Source organism: Methanobacterium sp., from assembly GCF_038562635.1.
In the GTDB taxonomy this organism is placed as follows: Archaea; Methanobacteriota; Methanobacteria; order Methanobacteriales; family Methanobacteriaceae; genus Methanobacterium_D.
The window spans coordinates 727,508-741,034 of sequence record NZ_JBCFBO010000001.1 but is presented as its reverse complement, the minus strand read 5'-3'; the positions used below and the strand labels follow the sequence as shown (position 1 = coordinate 741,034).

Genomic DNA, 13,527 nt, shown 5'->3' with positions numbered 1-13,527 from the left:
ATTTAAAGCTTTATAGTACATATATGTACGTTGATATTTTAAGATGTATACTTTTAAAAAAATAATTAAAAAAATAAACTCTTATTTTCACATAAATTCACAGATATATACTTTTATCGGGTGAATCTCTCTAAAGAACCAATTAATTTCCTGAGTATTCCTGCAACCGGTCCGAATTTACCTGCAAATCTGTACATAACTGAAATATCATCCTTTCTTAACCCGCCAACTGCTGCAATGAATAATGCATAAAGTAAAGGCGCCAATATAATTGACAGTAAGAACCCTTCTATGGTTTTGGGGAGAAGCATTAAGATAACTCCCATTAAAAAGGAAGCCATTATTATTCTGGTAAAATCTGCCACTGGAATATTCACTTTGGAGAGTTTAAAGGTTCCATAAAGAGTTATTACCATTATAATAAATGCAGCTACTGTTGTACCTGTTGCAGCACCTTCTATTCCAATACTTGGAATCAACAGCACACTGAGAATCAATTCTACAGTTGTTCCTACAATAAGTGCAAGCATCGGAATAAATGGTCTTCCAAGGCCCTGACATATACTTGATGAAATATTGTATATTGTAAAGAATACCATTCCTGTTACAAATATTTGGAGAGCCCCTGCTCCAGGGGTATACGCATCACCAAAGAGTAATGCAAGTATAGGGGCTGCAAAAATAATTGTAACTGTACACATGGGCACTACAAAGAATCCCACATATCTGTAAGATTGGGAAATATAAGTCTGAAGTAAGGGGCCGTCTCTGAGACTAAGGGCTTCAGAAGTGGCGGGAAGCGCTGATGTAGCTACTGCTGTTGATATTATAAGTGGAAGCCTTGCAATTGCGCTGGCATTGGTATAGTACCCTGCATACTGGCTTGCCAGGTATACTCCTATGAATATGGTACCGATGTCGTAAAGACACATTTCAGCCAGTCCAGTTATAACTACAGGTACTGAGAACTTAATGAGCATTTTGGCTATTCTCAGTTCTTCTCGAAGCGTGAATACTTTATCTTTATTTGGTTTAAGGCTGTGGGGGTCATGTCTGCGGTTTAACCTGCCCCATATCTGCTTTCTAAAGAGATATATTGAAACTACTGCAGATGCCATGAAACCTATGGCAGTACCTACAACAGCCCCTGCAACGTACCAACCAATTATAACCAGAGCTATGGCAAATGCGATTGTAAATACCTGTTCAAATGCACGGGTGATCAGGATATTGGTCATCTTGTAGTATCCCTGGAAAACACCTCTAAAAACCCCTACGATAACACTGAACGGTGCCATAACGGCCACAATCTGGAGGGGAAGAAGTGCTTCAGGTTTATGCCACCAGTCTATTGCAATAATTCCTGCAAGAATGTACATTAAAATAGCGCCGATGGTCCCGGTCACGGCCACGATCTTTAAGGCAGTAATTATAATCTGCCGCACCATATCGTCCTGTTCTACCGCTGAATACTGTGCCACGTACTTTGCAATAGCTGGAGGGAGGCCCCCGTTGGCAGTTATGGTAAGAAGGTTCTGGAAAGGTAATGTAAGGCCTAAGATACCGTATCCTGCAGTATCCAGTAACCGGCTCATTATAAATCTATAGATGAATCCACCTATACGAAATACGAATGACCCTATGAGGATTACAATACTTCCACTTGCTATTTTTGATTTTTTTGAACTCATGGTATGGCCGTTACGGTGTGTGTAGCAGGATAAATTGATTGAATCTAATTATACTAAAAAACCATTGAAAAAATCATTCTAAATACTGATTTTTGTTAAATGATCCATTACTTTTTCATTTAATTAATAGTTACACAATTAATACTTCAAAGGACTGTTTTGTTACAAAAATCCTTTTTCTTAACATCCAAATATTAACGTTTTAGATATTTAAACATGTAATTTTCAGATTGTGAACGTGTGTTTGGATGCATCTAATTTTAAAAATAGAATGATTTATATGTAGATTCAGGTACAGATATGTACATTAATGATAAGATGAGAGATTTCCTTTAGGATATTGAAATTTAAGGAATAATACGCTGTAAAAACTATTTTTAAGTAAAATTAGGTAGTATAAGTCCTGAAGTTTAGTTTAGAAATTGATGTTTAATATGTGAGCTTAGAACGTGCCGAGTTATGGGTATCCTTGGGATTTTTTTGGTCGTGGTAGGTTTACCTGTTACTTGTTTTTGGGATTGTCGAAAAATTTTTATATTTTATTTAGAAAGGATTGATTATGGGAATTGGTGCTATATTATTTTTGATAATAGGTATATTTTTTATAATTTTAGGTATTTTAGCTGTTAATCATTATAGACTACATCCTGAAAAAGAAGGAGCTTTAATATATATTTTGTTTCCATTTATTTTAGGAATTATTGGCATTATGGGTGCTATTACAGGTTATATTGGGCTTATAATATTACTATTGTTTATAATGTCTATTATAAGCCATATTTACTCCAAATATATTTCAATTAAAAACCCCGAAATGAAGAAAAAACAGGAGGAATCTAGGGAGAAAGCTCTGGAAATATATAAAAAACATCCACCTCTTTACAAGTTACTAAGAATTTCTAGATATATGATGTATATCCTGCTCGCTTTTGCAATATTTTTAACGGCATTTATTATAATAGTTGTATTGTTTAATGTAACTTTTTAGCTTGATAAACCAATTAAATAGAGAATAGTTTCGATTCTAATTAATTTTTGGTTTCTTAATGTTAAAATCCTTATTTCCCTGCTTTTTTGTATGAATGGACTTATTTCATAAAATTTATAGTATTGAATGTATTATTAATTAGCATGGGGGTTAAATATGGTTTTTTGTCCTGAATGTAGAACTGAAAATCCGGATAATGCTAATTTTTGTCTTGAATGTGGTAAAAAGATTAATTTTACAGTTAGTGCTAATTTAAAGGAAAATAAAAACATAATTAAAGAAATATTAATTATGGCGCATGCTGAAAATGAGAAAGTTATTAAAAAATTCAAAGATCCTAAAGTTCTATCAGAAATAATTCAAAATTTACAGAATGGCACTTTTTTAACTGATAATCCAAATGTAGAAGAAATAACTGAAAATAAGATGTATCAAATGATAATTAATGAAAGTATTATGAATAATTATGACTTTGATGATAAAACAAAGAAAAAAATAATTAACACGATTAATGAAGGTTATACTAATTCTAGGATGCCTAATGAAATTACTAAAGATTTAACTCTAATTCTTAAAGGAAATGAATCATTAGCAACATCTATTCGATATACAGAAACCATGCAAGCTTCAAATTTATCAGAATGGGCACAAAGGATAATTGAAGGAGCGAAATATTTTATTATTGATTATGATCCAAGAGGGTGTAATTATTGCAATGAGAAATATAAGGGTCATATATTTAATATTGAACAATTATATATGCTTCCTCCAATTCATCTTGAATGTAGTTGCGTTCCGATGTTCTTTTATGATAAAAAGGAAGCTCAGACATTTGCTGATGATATACAACAGAGAAACAATGAAGAATTAATGAAATATAATGAATCATCTGCAGTAGGTTATATTGCTTTTAACATAGCTGAAGAAAAAATAAATGGATTAAATAATAAAGAATCAGATCTGAATATTATTTAGAGGTTATACCTATTTTAAAAAGAGCATTAGAAAACGATATCTCAGATAATACTAAAGCAAAAGTATATAAAATGATAGGTGATATTCACTTAAAAAATGAATCGAAAAAAGATGCTGTAGCTAATTATAGTAAAGCATTAAAATTAAACCCTAAAGTTGGTGTAAAACGAAAATATAACTGTATTCTAAATGAATTAGATAGGGGATAACGTTTCTAAAATTTATGAATAAATTTGATTATATATTAGTTATATGGGCTTTTTGAAGAAATTAGTATTATTGAGGATAGTTTAAATTAATTTTTTGAAAGTCGGAAAAATTTATATGCTTGATTTTATACATTCATGATTGATTTTATACAAAAATGCACTAAACAAAAGCAATGTTGTTTATCCAATTTTGTGGCTAATAACTGAAATATTATCCAAATAATGTTTTTCAGTAAAAAAGGAAAAGTAAAGTCTGGCGGATCTTTATGTGGGAGAAAATAAAGCATAAATTCGAAAAATTCCCGGCACGTATGAGTGTTGCAAGGAAAATAGTTGAGCACGGTTTGCGTGTTGGAGAAAATGGTAGAATATACTGTGGTAATATTGAAATAAGTGATGTAGCGCTTGCAAGGGCGGTAAATGTGGACAGGAGAAGTATTAAAACCACAGTAGATGTTATACTTTCCGATGAACAGCTTGCAAAGATATTCCAGAATATTACTCCTGCAGGCACGCTGGTTAAGGGCGTAGCAAAAGAATTGGGATTTGGAGTTGTAGAAATAGAGGCTGAAGCTCAAAATCCTGGGATAATTGCCAGAGCTACAGAATTGATATCACTTAAAGGCATAAGTATAAGGCAGGTGCATGCTGGAGACCCTGAGATTGAAGAATATCCTTTACTTACAATTATAACAGAAAAACCAATTGAGGGAAATTTAATCAATGATTTTTTAAAAATTGAAGGTGTAAAAAGGGTTTCTATTTATTAACAACAAAATTTATGTAAAAATAAGCTCGAATTATATGGGATAAGTTACATAAACGGGTTTCAGGTTATTTTAGGATATAACTAATTGGTTGTCGTAATAGTCATATGACTTTATATAATTAGAATAAGCGTGGATTACTATGTGGTAATTGCATAAAATGGTTTCAAATTATTATGGATATGATTAAATTTATACATTTTAGGTTGTAGTAGTCATATAACTTTATATAATTAAAAATAACATGTAATATGTAACTATAATTTAAATCAATAGTGTTTATAACCAATTATTAAATAGTTATACGCAAAGATTATATTGGTTAAAATTTAATGTTTAAAAAGATAAAAAATTGGTAAGGTGTTAAATATGGATCAGGCAATTTTAGTTCTTTCAGTCATCATAGCAGGATTTATAGTTGTATCTCTTGTTACTCATGTATTAAATTTAAATGCTGAATAATTTATCTATAAATCTTTTTTATTATTTTTAGTTTTTTTATATTATTTTAGCAAATTCATTTTTTTAAATTAAGCGTAAATTTTGTTCCATTTTCTTTTTCGAGTTTTATTTCTCCGTTGAGCTGGTTTACAAGTGTATTTACCAGTTGTAGGCCTAAGGATTCTGTGTTTTTAAAATTGATATTTTCTGGAAATCCTATTCCGTTATCTCCAACTACCAGTTTCAGCATGTCTTCATTTTGTGAAAGTAAAATATTTATTTCGGATGTAATTCCTCCAGAAGGGGCAAATTGTATGTTTGATGAGTTATTGATTTCAACTGCATGATCTGTAAATGTGAAATTTTTAGAATTTGGAATATTGTGTGGAAATGCATGTTTCAGGCTGTTAGAAATCAATTCGTTAAGAATTAACCCCAATGGGATGGCAGTATCTATATCCAACAGGATATTATCCAGATTAATTTTTGTTTTAATTATATCTTTATCTATTCCGTAGGAACTGAAAAGCCATGATATCAAGTTGTGTACATATTCTTCAAAGTTAATTCTGGCCAAATTATCGCTTTTGTAGAGGCCTTCATGGATCATGGCCATAGATTTAACTCTATTTTGACCTTCCTTGAAAACTGCCAGGTAATTTTCATCTTTGATGTATCTGGACTGGAGGCTTAATAAACTGGAAATTATCTGCATATTGTTTTTAACCCTGTGGTGGATCTCTTTCAGCAGTACTTCTTTTTCTTCAAGTGAGGTTTTAATTTGCTCTTCTGCGATTTTCCGGTAATTTATATTCTTACTGCCGCATACAAATCCTTTAAATTTATTTTTGTCAAATATGGGAGTGCCTGCTGTTTCAATCCATATATACTCTCCAGAAGGTGTTTTATGACGATATTCAACTTCATTAGGGGCACGAGTATTCACTGCTTTTTGAGCTGATGATTTTAGCTTCTCCAGATCATCGGGATGCACTAAATCTAAAATATTGTTTTCCAGCATATTTTCGGGTGTATAACCTAAAACTTTAGGTGCAGATGGGCTAACATATCTATATTTTCCATTGGTATCGATTCTTGTTATTAAATCCATCATATTGTCAGTTATTAAACTTAAGTGCTTTTCCCGTTTTTCTAATATTTCCTGGTTTGTTTGCAGTAATTTCCGTGCCTGGTTACTTTCTTTTAAATCCAAAATCTGACGGACAAACATCATCGTTAGAATAATTACTGCTCCCCAAACAAGAATATTCAAATTATCATCTGTTAACTGCGTATAAATCCAGTATAACAGCATATATATAAAAGCAAGCCATAGTACAGGTAAATAAGAACTCCTGCTGGCTTTCAGGAATGGAGTTTTATATTTTAAACTTTTAAATGATGATTGGGAGTTATCAGTTATATAGGAAATACCAGCCAGTGCTGTTAGAAAATATGAGCTTAGCCATCCTAGATCTAAAAAGTTACCGGGTATGTATATGACGTATAAAAATTGACAGATGTAAATAGCATTGGTAATAACCAGAACTGTCACACTTAAGGCGAGTAACAATAAAGGCATCTTTTTTACCTGTCCAAACCAGTCAAATAACAGGTAGAGTAGTATAAACAGTATAAAAATGTCCATAAGCAGGTAGGATAGATATATGAACATGCTAAATACGTCTGAATTATGAACTTCAATTATTGGTATTAAAACTGCCCAGAACACCAGGCCTGCCGATAAAATCATAATTCCAGTATCTAAAAGAATTTGATACTTTTTTGTTTCCTGAATCCTGGCAACTGGTAAAAACAAAATACCAAGTATAAGTAAAGGGTAATATGATAGATAAAGTATATCGGCTATTGATGGAAAAGGGGACTTATTAAGTTCTGCATACATAATGGTCCATAGTACATTGCCTAAAATGGTAACTAACTGTGATAGTGCTATTAAAGTCCAGCTTACAAATGCTCTTCTACCGTATTTAAATGATTTTTTTGCTACACAGAATAGGGTGGTTATAACAATCAGATTTAGTATAAAAAAGGCTAAATTTCCAAATGTATTATTGGAGGGATCAATATTTTCGTTAACTATAATTATGGCTGTAATTATCAAGCTAGCAGCAAAGAAGATTGACATCCCTCGAAAAAGAGCAAACTTATTCTTATTTATTGTGAAATTCATGGGTTCATCAACCTGACTTTACGTTGGAATGATTAATATCTATAATATAACCTTTATATCATTAATAAATAAATGTGTTAATATAATAGGCGTTTAATTTATTAAAAATAAGTTTAAACGTATATTAATAATTAATATGGCGCTAAAAGGGATTTAAATGGAAAATATAAAAATTTTAGTTGTAGAAGACGAAAATATAGTTGCTTTAGATATCGAAAATAGATTAAAAGGTTTAGGTTTTATTGTACTTCCTGTAATTTCTTCTGGAGAGGAAGCAGTTGAAAAAGCATATGAATACAAACCAGATCTGGTTTTAATGGATATCTTGCTTAAGGGAAAAATAAATGGAATAGATGCAGCTAAAAAAATCGTTGGAACTCTAAAGATACCTATTATATACCTCACGGCCAGTACCAATAGGGAATTATTAGAACGAGCCCGACAAATAGGGCACTGCAGTTACATAACCAAACCTTTTATGGGAAAAGATTTAGAAAATGCCATTAAAACACTCTTAAAAACTAATTAACATGTTGATAATTATTTTAAAATAAAATTGATAAATTAAAATAGAAATTTAGATGAAATAAGATTTAAAAAAATTAAATTACTGGTTGTCTTCTTCATCTAATACTTTTAGCAGTTCTTCCCATGCTTCTAAGGAATCTTTAGCTTCCTGATCACTTAGAACTTCTATGGCATATCCCGAGTGAACGAGTACATATCTACCTACTTCAACATCTTCGACTAAATCAAGTTTGGCGTTTTGTCTTACGCCTCCAAAGTCAACAACTGCTACATTATCGTTAATTTCTACTATTTGTGCTGGTGCTGCGATACACATTGAAAATCTCCTCTTATTTAAATTTTAGCTGTAAAGTATGGTTATAAACTTAATCTTTTGTTTTTATAAATGAATTTTTTAATCAATTTTAATATGTACTCTTAACATATAAAAATATGCTAAAGATTTTTAAAAAATGTCCATATAATTGAGCATGATAAATAAATCTAGAGGTAATGGTAATGGCTGACATGGAGAACTTTATCAATTATAAATCTATTTTAAACTATTATTAATTGCATAATATTGAATATGATGTATAATGATATCTAGGTTACAAAATTAACCGGAAATAAAGCTTTATAATAAAAATCAGATATTTAAATGCGTATTAAATTTAAATTCAAAATTCTGCGGAGGAAATTTTATGGATATTGTAGTTATTGGGGGAGGGCCTGCAGGCAGAACTGCTGCAATTGAAGCATCAAGCATTGGAGAAAGCGTAACTCTTATTGAAAGAGATAAAATTGGAGGCACATGTCTTAATGAAGGATGTGTTATGGTTACTGGTTTAAATGACGTTGCAAAATTCATAAATGATGCACAGAATTTCAAAAATTTGGGTTTGATTGACTGCGATTACCAGCTGCATTTTGATAAACTTATAGATGGCATTAAAGAGACCGTGGCCAAAATAAGGCACATACTTGAAACAGAAACCATTGATGCCGGTGTGGAAATTAAAAGGGGTAACGCAAGTCTTGATGACAGTAAAGTTATTTTTGATGGTGAAGAGCTTGAATATGATAAATTGATAATAGCAACAGGTGTAAAGCCGTTTGTTCCCCAAACTGAAGGATTTGAAAATGCCCTAACTTATAAAGATATATTGAGTTTAACAGAACTCCCAGAAGAACTGAATATTATTGGGAGCGGGGTTATCGCCGCAGAGTTTGCAAATGTATTTTCTGGATTCGGAACTAAAGTGAATGTTTTATGCAGAAATAAGTTTTTAAAAATGCTTGACGAGGATATTAAAAGATATGTCACTCAAAATCTAATTCCTGATGTCACCATACATGAAAATTTAAACGTAAGCAGTATTCATAAAGACGGCATTTCTACTGATAATGGAGAAATGAATGGGCTCACATTTTTTGCAACAGGTATGGTCCCAAATTCTGAAATTGTATCTAATATTGTAGATCTTGGAGAAAGGAAAAATATACTTGTAAATAAAATGATGCAGACAAGCCATGAAGATATATATGCAGCTGGAGACGTAACTGGGGGAATAGGCACGACACCAGTTGCAAGGGCAGAAGGGATCACAGCAGCAAGAAACGCCTGTGGAATCTTTAAGGAGATGGATTACAGGTTTATACCAAGTGCAATTTCACTGCAGCAGGACGTGGCATTTATAAATGCTGAAAATAAAACGGATGGTATTAATGGACATATGAAAGGCTCTGCAGGCCCTGGATCTTTTTGGAGAGTACATGACGGTAAAACAGGCCTTACAAAGATGAATGTCAGCGAAGACGGGGATATAAATGAAATATTTTCAATTTCGCCTTCATCACGTACAAGCATGGCTTATATGTCCAAGCTCTTGAGGGAAGGGCAAAAAGTAGATGATTTTGATGATTTTATGGAAGTGCACCCTTCTACAGATGCGATATACAAGCTGCTAAGATTTTTTGCAAGGTTTGAGTAAAAAATTCTAGATAAATCAATATCATATTGGTTTACCTTACTCTTTTCAGTTAATATAACAGATTAATAAGCTATATTTAAGATATCTGCCACACATAAAACATAATTTAATTTATACTTGACTCAAAACAAACAGCTGCACTTTCTTCTATATTACTTCCAATATTTTGCGAGACCTTAACATGAACTGGATGGGTGAGGTAAGCATCGAAATCTGCCATTGATTCAAATGTTGTAACAAACAAAATGTCAAAATTTGATGCTCCTTCACGGATATTTAATTCTACTGTGATGTCCTTTAGGAATTCGATATTGCCTTTCATACTCAGCAGTTCTTCTTTCACATTTGAAATAATTTTATTGTTGTTATCTTTTAATTTCAGCATTACATTGTTTGTTATCACTTCAATTCCTCCATAAGTGTTATAAATAACTTGTTTTGAGGTTCGATATATCTAACCTAAGAGCATGTGAAAAGTAAAAAACAAATTTAACCGAATAAATATAAAAAAAACAAAAGTTCATGAATTTTATAACATTTAAGCTATTGCATAAATGAAAAATTAAATGGTAAAAAGAAATTTAATGTACTCTTTTGGATCTGTTCATGAATTTAAACAGGAAGAATGCAACTATGGCCAGTATAATAAGCACTACAACTACTATTGCTATCATTCCAAATATTCCAAGAAGACCCAGTTTACCAAGAAAACCTATCTTTCCAAGCCCTCCCAGTTTTGCTGCGCCGCCTAATTTCCATATTGAAGTGCTGAGCAGTAAATTTACCATATATAGAATCACCTTTAAGTTTTGATTAAATGATTAAATTTATTTTTGTGTTTTAGGAGATTGGTTGAATTTATATATAAATGTTATTCTAACGATCATCTTTATTTTTAAATATAAATTTCCGGCCAAGTACAAGTTTTATCTTTTAAATTAACTTTCTATTTTTAAATCTTTATCATCTGGCATAAAATAGTAAAAATGTTATATAAACTTAAATAAACAAGATTACCCAATTCGGTAAATGCGACTTATTTTAGCAGAGTAGCTACTTTTCCAAAAATAATTTAAAATTATCTTTTTATATTTAATTTTACACGCTTTTTTTAACTATTCTAACTCAATACCCATATATTTTGAGGCCCATCCCATAATAGACTTTAAAATGGGGATCAACTCTATTCCCCTATCTGTTAATGAATATTCTACTCTGGGAGGAACTTCAGGGTATACGGCTCTTTTTATGATTTTATTCTCTTCAAGGTCTCGCAGGTGTTTTGTGATGGTTTTTGGGTTAACATTGTACATCTTTTTTTGAAGCTCTGTAAATCTTAATTTCTGTTCACGGAGATGCCAGATGATTAGGAGATTCCATTTATTTCCAATAATTCCCATTGCATCTACTAGTTTGCATCTATTCTCTTTTTTATATCTCATGTTAATCTACTCATTACTTACTTTTAGGAAATAATGTTACTTTTGCCCTACTGGTATATATAAATAATTTATGGTGTAAAAGTAGGGGATAGAAAGATTTGAGAGGTTAATCATGTCAAAAGTTAAAACTAAAGTTGTTCCATTTCCAGTTCCTGTTTGTATAGCGAGTTCAATCGTTAAAGGAAAAGCTAATTTTGCCACTTATGGATGTTTTGGACTTTTAGCACCTAGACCTACTACATATGTTTATATTGGTTCAGTTGATCCACATTACACAAACATTGGGATCAAAGAAAATGGATATTTTGGTGTTAATATACCTTCAGTAGATCAAATGAAGGAAACAGATTATGTGGGCCTTATTTCTGGCAGTAATACTGATAAATCAACTGTTTTTAAAACATTTTGTGGTAAAGTAGATAAGGCACCGTTAATCGAAGACTGTCCTGTAAATATGCTTTGTAAACTTACAAAAACAGTTGACCTTCCTGGCCGTGATATTTTCATAGGTGAAGTTATTGAAACCTATGTAAATGAAGAATGCATAACTAATGGAAAATTAGATTTTTATAAAATAAATCCATTATTATTCACTTCTGCTAATGCATCTTACTGGGAATTAGGGGATAAGGTCGGTTTAGCCTATAAAGAAGGAAAATACCTAAAACAATGAGTTTCACAATTTATGGTTTAAAAATTAGTTAAGGTGTTTTAAATGAAGATTATGAGAGAATTTATTGATGGCGATGGTTTTAAGGTACCTTGCGTGACTATTACTCCTCAAGATCCAAAAGGAGCTGTTGTTGTGGTTCATGGTTATGGTGGTACAAAAGAAAAGACATTAGGTTTAGCATGGCGTATAGCTGAAAAAGGATTTATAACGGGTTGTATTGATCTTCGTGGTCATGGCGAGCACCAGCTTGATCTGGATGATGACGTTCTTTTAGACATTGAAACTGCTATTTCACGTTTCAAAAACTATGGAGAAGTAACTGCAGTTGGTCACTCTTTTGGGGGAAGGTTTGCACTTATAAGCAGTGCAGATTATGCTATAGGAATTTCACCTGCACTTGGTAAGAATTTTAGCAATGAGGTACAAAATAATATAAGAGAATCTATGGATTATTTAGTTCATAAATCTTCCAATAATAGCTTATTTGATATATTAAATGATGATATGGATTTATTAGAGTTTGATCTTGATAAACTACTTCTAATTTATGGTACGCGTGATTTATCGGAGATTATATTGGAATGTGAAGATTTAAAATCCAAAAATTTAGATGTCATAAAAATTGATGAGGCATTACATAGCGATATTTTCTTACTTGAATTAACTTTCAAAGCCATCACTGACAAGTTACAAAAATGGTACCTTAAATGAGTTTTAATGAAAATTCAACTTAAAACATAAACTGAATCATGGACATGACCATGATCTAAATTCACCCAACTTACTTCAGAATACATAATTTACAATCATATAATTACCCTTTTTTTTAGATTAGGGTTGATCTATGTAAAGTTAAGAGGATTTCATTAGTTACCGCCTATTTTTCATACCTGGATCTCATATCATTTAACTGGTCCGTTCATGTAGTTGTACTTTTAGTTAGGTTTCGTGTATTTAATGTTAAATTTCTGGTCATTGGGATTATTTCTCCAAACCGAGTTGCGCAATAGCTTTTTGTGAATGTTTTCTAATCTATATTTGCGCATTTTTTATCTATCACAAAATACACCAAATTTTTTAATATAAAAACTTACAAGAATTATTTACTAATTTTACACAATTAATCTAAGGAAAAGGAAATGATGAAAAAAGAAGAAGAAATAAGTTTACCCTGTAACCATAATTCCAACTATGGGAGCGTTATATTAAAAGATGAAGGGCTTTGCATTAGCTTAAGAAGTAACAATCCTCTTTCAGATAATGTAAAGAGTGAGCTAATTAAATATGGGGATATATTAAACGTTCGTTATGGTAAAGGGTTTTTATCCAAATGGCCCAAGCTATACCTTGAAACTGCCGCAACTTCTAAAAAAATTGAAATAAACGTCGCTGGCATGGAGATTTTACAGGAGTTCGTAGACAGGTTGAATTTTCGTATTTTTCAAGTTAAAAACAAGGAAAACCCTGAACAAAGTTTAGCAGACAAATTAAAAGAAGCTAAAGAACTATTGGATATGGGAGTTCTCAGTCAGGATGAGTTTGATGAAATTAAACAAAAATACTTAAAATCATTTTAAATAGACGGTTACTGAAGCTATTTGGAACCCAATGAGCATTATTTTGATATATGATGTGTTATTTTTAAG

14 protein-coding genes are annotated in these 13,527 nt (G+C 31.5%); 8 read left to right on the top strand and 6 right to left on the bottom strand.

Annotated features, from left to right (window positions below):
• Window positions 1-113 precede the first annotated feature (113 nt).
• On the bottom strand, window positions 114-1,691 hold the full coding sequence (locus tag AAGU07_RS03550) for a flippase (RefSeq protein WP_342457834.1): 1,578 nt from the start codon (window positions 1,689-1,691) through the stop codon (window positions 114-116).
• 559 nt (window positions 1,692-2,250) lie between these two features.
• Between AAGU07_RS03550 and AAGU07_RS03545 the strand changes: the two genes are divergently transcribed.
• The 3 genes from AAGU07_RS03545 (at window position 2,251) to AAGU07_RS03535 (ending at window position 4,633) form a co-directional block, all read left to right on the top strand.
• Window positions 2,251-2,679 (top strand): hypothetical protein, encoded by a 429-nt coding sequence (locus AAGU07_RS03545; RefSeq protein WP_342457833.1) that lies wholly within the window; start codon window positions 2,251-2,253, stop codon window positions 2,677-2,679.
• 156 nt (window positions 2,680-2,835) lie between these two features.
• Window positions 2,836-3,654 (top strand): zinc ribbon domain-containing protein, encoded by an 819-nt coding sequence (locus tag AAGU07_RS03540; RefSeq protein ID WP_342457832.1) that lies wholly within the window; start codon window positions 2,836-2,838, stop codon window positions 3,652-3,654.
• A gap of 475 nt (window positions 3,655-4,129) precedes the next feature.
• Window positions 4,130-4,633 (top strand): amino acid-binding protein, encoded by a 504-nt coding sequence (locus AAGU07_RS03535; RefSeq protein ID WP_069583056.1) that lies wholly within the window; start codon window positions 4,130-4,132, stop codon window positions 4,631-4,633.
• A 514-nt stretch (window positions 4,634-5,147) separates the two neighbouring features.
• On the opposite strand, the gene AAGU07_RS03530 is transcribed toward AAGU07_RS03535, so the two are convergent.
• Window positions 5,148-7,265, bottom strand: a complete 2,118-nt coding sequence (locus tag AAGU07_RS03530) for a histidine kinase dimerization/phosphoacceptor domain -containing protein (RefSeq protein ID WP_342457831.1) — start codon at window positions 7,263-7,265, stop codon at window positions 5,148-5,150.
• 157 nt (window positions 7,266-7,422) lie between these two features.
• Between AAGU07_RS03530 and AAGU07_RS03525 the strand changes: the two genes are divergently transcribed.
• Window positions 7,423-7,794 carry a response regulator gene (locus AAGU07_RS03525; RefSeq protein WP_342457830.1) on the top strand — a complete coding sequence of 124 codons (372 nt, stop codon included), beginning with the start codon at window positions 7,423-7,425 and terminating at the stop codon, window positions 7,792-7,794.
• 78 nt (window positions 7,795-7,872) lie between these two features.
• Here AAGU07_RS03525 and AAGU07_RS03520 read toward each other — a convergent pair whose 3' ends face one another.
• Complete coding sequence (locus AAGU07_RS03520; protein ID WP_048081265.1) at window positions 7,873-8,109, bottom strand: HypC/HybG/HupF family hydrogenase formation chaperone; 237 nt, start codon at window positions 8,107-8,109, stop codon at window positions 7,873-7,875.
• Window positions 8,110-8,476: 367 nt separating this feature from the next.
• Here AAGU07_RS03520 and AAGU07_RS03515 point away from each other — a divergent pair, with 367 nt between their 5' ends.
• A complete protein-coding gene (locus tag AAGU07_RS03515; protein ID WP_342457829.1) occupies window positions 8,477-9,766 on the top strand; it encodes an NAD(P)/FAD-dependent oxidoreductase in 1,290 nt (429 codons plus the stop codon).
• Window positions 9,767-9,872: 106 nt separating this feature from the next.
• Here the strand turns inward: AAGU07_RS03515 and AAGU07_RS03510 are convergent, their stop codons facing one another.
• From AAGU07_RS03510 to AAGU07_RS03500, 3 genes are all read right to left on the bottom strand, one after another.
• Entirely contained in the window at window positions 9,873-10,169 is a 297-nt protein-coding gene (locus tag AAGU07_RS03510) for a Dabb family protein (protein WP_342457828.1), read from the bottom strand.
• A 178-nt stretch (window positions 10,170-10,347) separates the two neighbouring features.
• Window positions 10,348-10,554, bottom strand: a complete 207-nt coding sequence (locus AAGU07_RS03505) for a hypothetical protein (protein ID WP_342457827.1) — start codon at window positions 10,552-10,554, stop codon at window positions 10,348-10,350.
• Between the two features lie 327 nt (window positions 10,555-10,881).
• Window positions 10,882-11,208, bottom strand: a complete 327-nt coding sequence (locus AAGU07_RS03500; protein WP_342457826.1) for a helix-turn-helix domain-containing protein — start codon at window positions 11,206-11,208, stop codon at window positions 10,882-10,884.
• 112 nt (window positions 11,209-11,320) lie between these two features.
• On the opposite strand from AAGU07_RS03500, the gene AAGU07_RS03495 reads away from it, so the two are divergent.
• The 3 genes from AAGU07_RS03495 (at window position 11,321) to AAGU07_RS03485 (ending at window position 13,458) form a co-directional block, all read left to right on the top strand.
• Window positions 11,321-11,881: a flavin reductase family protein gene (locus tag AAGU07_RS03495; protein WP_342457824.1), complete on the top strand. Its 561-nt coding sequence runs from the start codon at window positions 11,321-11,323 to the stop codon at window positions 11,879-11,881.
• 42 nt (window positions 11,882-11,923) lie between these two features.
• Window positions 11,924-12,592, top strand: coding sequence for an alpha/beta fold hydrolase (locus AAGU07_RS03490; protein ID WP_342457823.1), 669 nt, complete (start codon window positions 11,924-11,926; stop codon window positions 12,590-12,592).
• Between the two features lie 428 nt (window positions 12,593-13,020).
• Window positions 13,021-13,458 (top strand): SHOCT domain-containing protein, encoded by a 438-nt coding sequence (locus tag AAGU07_RS03485; RefSeq protein WP_342457822.1) that lies wholly within the window; start codon window positions 13,021-13,023, stop codon window positions 13,456-13,458.
• Window positions 13,459-13,527: the final 69 nt, after the last annotated feature.

What these genes read in the sequence shown, in the direction of transcription:
- AAGU07_RS03500 (WP_342457826.1), bottom strand. Translation starts at nt 11,208, where the DNA reads ATGAGATATAAAAAAGAGAATAGATGCAAACTAGTAGATGCAATGGGA.
- AAGU07_RS03540 (WP_342457832.1), top strand. Translation starts at nt 2,836, where the DNA reads ATGGTTTTTTGTCCTGAATGTAGAACTGAAAATCCGGATAATGCTAAT.
- AAGU07_RS03545 (WP_342457833.1), top strand. Translation starts at nt 2,251, where the DNA reads ATGGGAATTGGTGCTATATTATTTTTGATAATAGGTATATTTTTTATA.
- AAGU07_RS03490 (WP_342457823.1), top strand. Translation starts at nt 11,924, where the DNA reads ATGAAGATTATGAGAGAATTTATTGATGGCGATGGTTTTAAGGTACCT.
- AAGU07_RS03520 (WP_048081265.1), bottom strand. Translation starts at nt 8,109, where the DNA reads ATGTGTATCGCAGCACCAGCACAAATAGTAGAAATTAACGATAATGTA.
- AAGU07_RS03525 (WP_342457830.1), top strand. Translation starts at nt 7,423, where the DNA reads ATGGAAAATATAAAAATTTTAGTTGTAGAAGACGAAAATATAGTTGCT.
- AAGU07_RS03530 (WP_342457831.1), bottom strand. Translation starts at nt 7,265, where the DNA reads ATGAATTTCACAATAAATAAGAATAAGTTTGCTCTTTTTCGAGGGATG.
- AAGU07_RS03495 (WP_342457824.1), top strand. Translation starts at nt 11,321, where the DNA reads ATGTCAAAAGTTAAAACTAAAGTTGTTCCATTTCCAGTTCCTGTTTGT.
- AAGU07_RS03485 (WP_342457822.1), top strand. Translation starts at nt 13,021, where the DNA reads ATGATGAAAAAAGAAGAAGAAATAAGTTTACCCTGTAACCATAATTCC.
- AAGU07_RS03550 (WP_342457834.1), bottom strand. Translation starts at nt 1,691, where the DNA reads ATGAGTTCAAAAAAATCAAAAATAGCAAGTGGAAGTATTGTAATCCTC.
- AAGU07_RS03515 (WP_342457829.1), top strand. Translation starts at nt 8,477, where the DNA reads ATGGATATTGTAGTTATTGGGGGAGGGCCTGCAGGCAGAACTGCTGCA.
- AAGU07_RS03535 (WP_069583056.1), top strand. Translation starts at nt 4,130, where the DNA reads ATGTGGGAGAAAATAAAGCATAAATTCGAAAAATTCCCGGCACGTATG.
- AAGU07_RS03505 (WP_342457827.1), bottom strand. Translation starts at nt 10,554, where the DNA reads ATGGTAAATTTACTGCTCAGCACTTCAATATGGAAATTAGGCGGCGCA.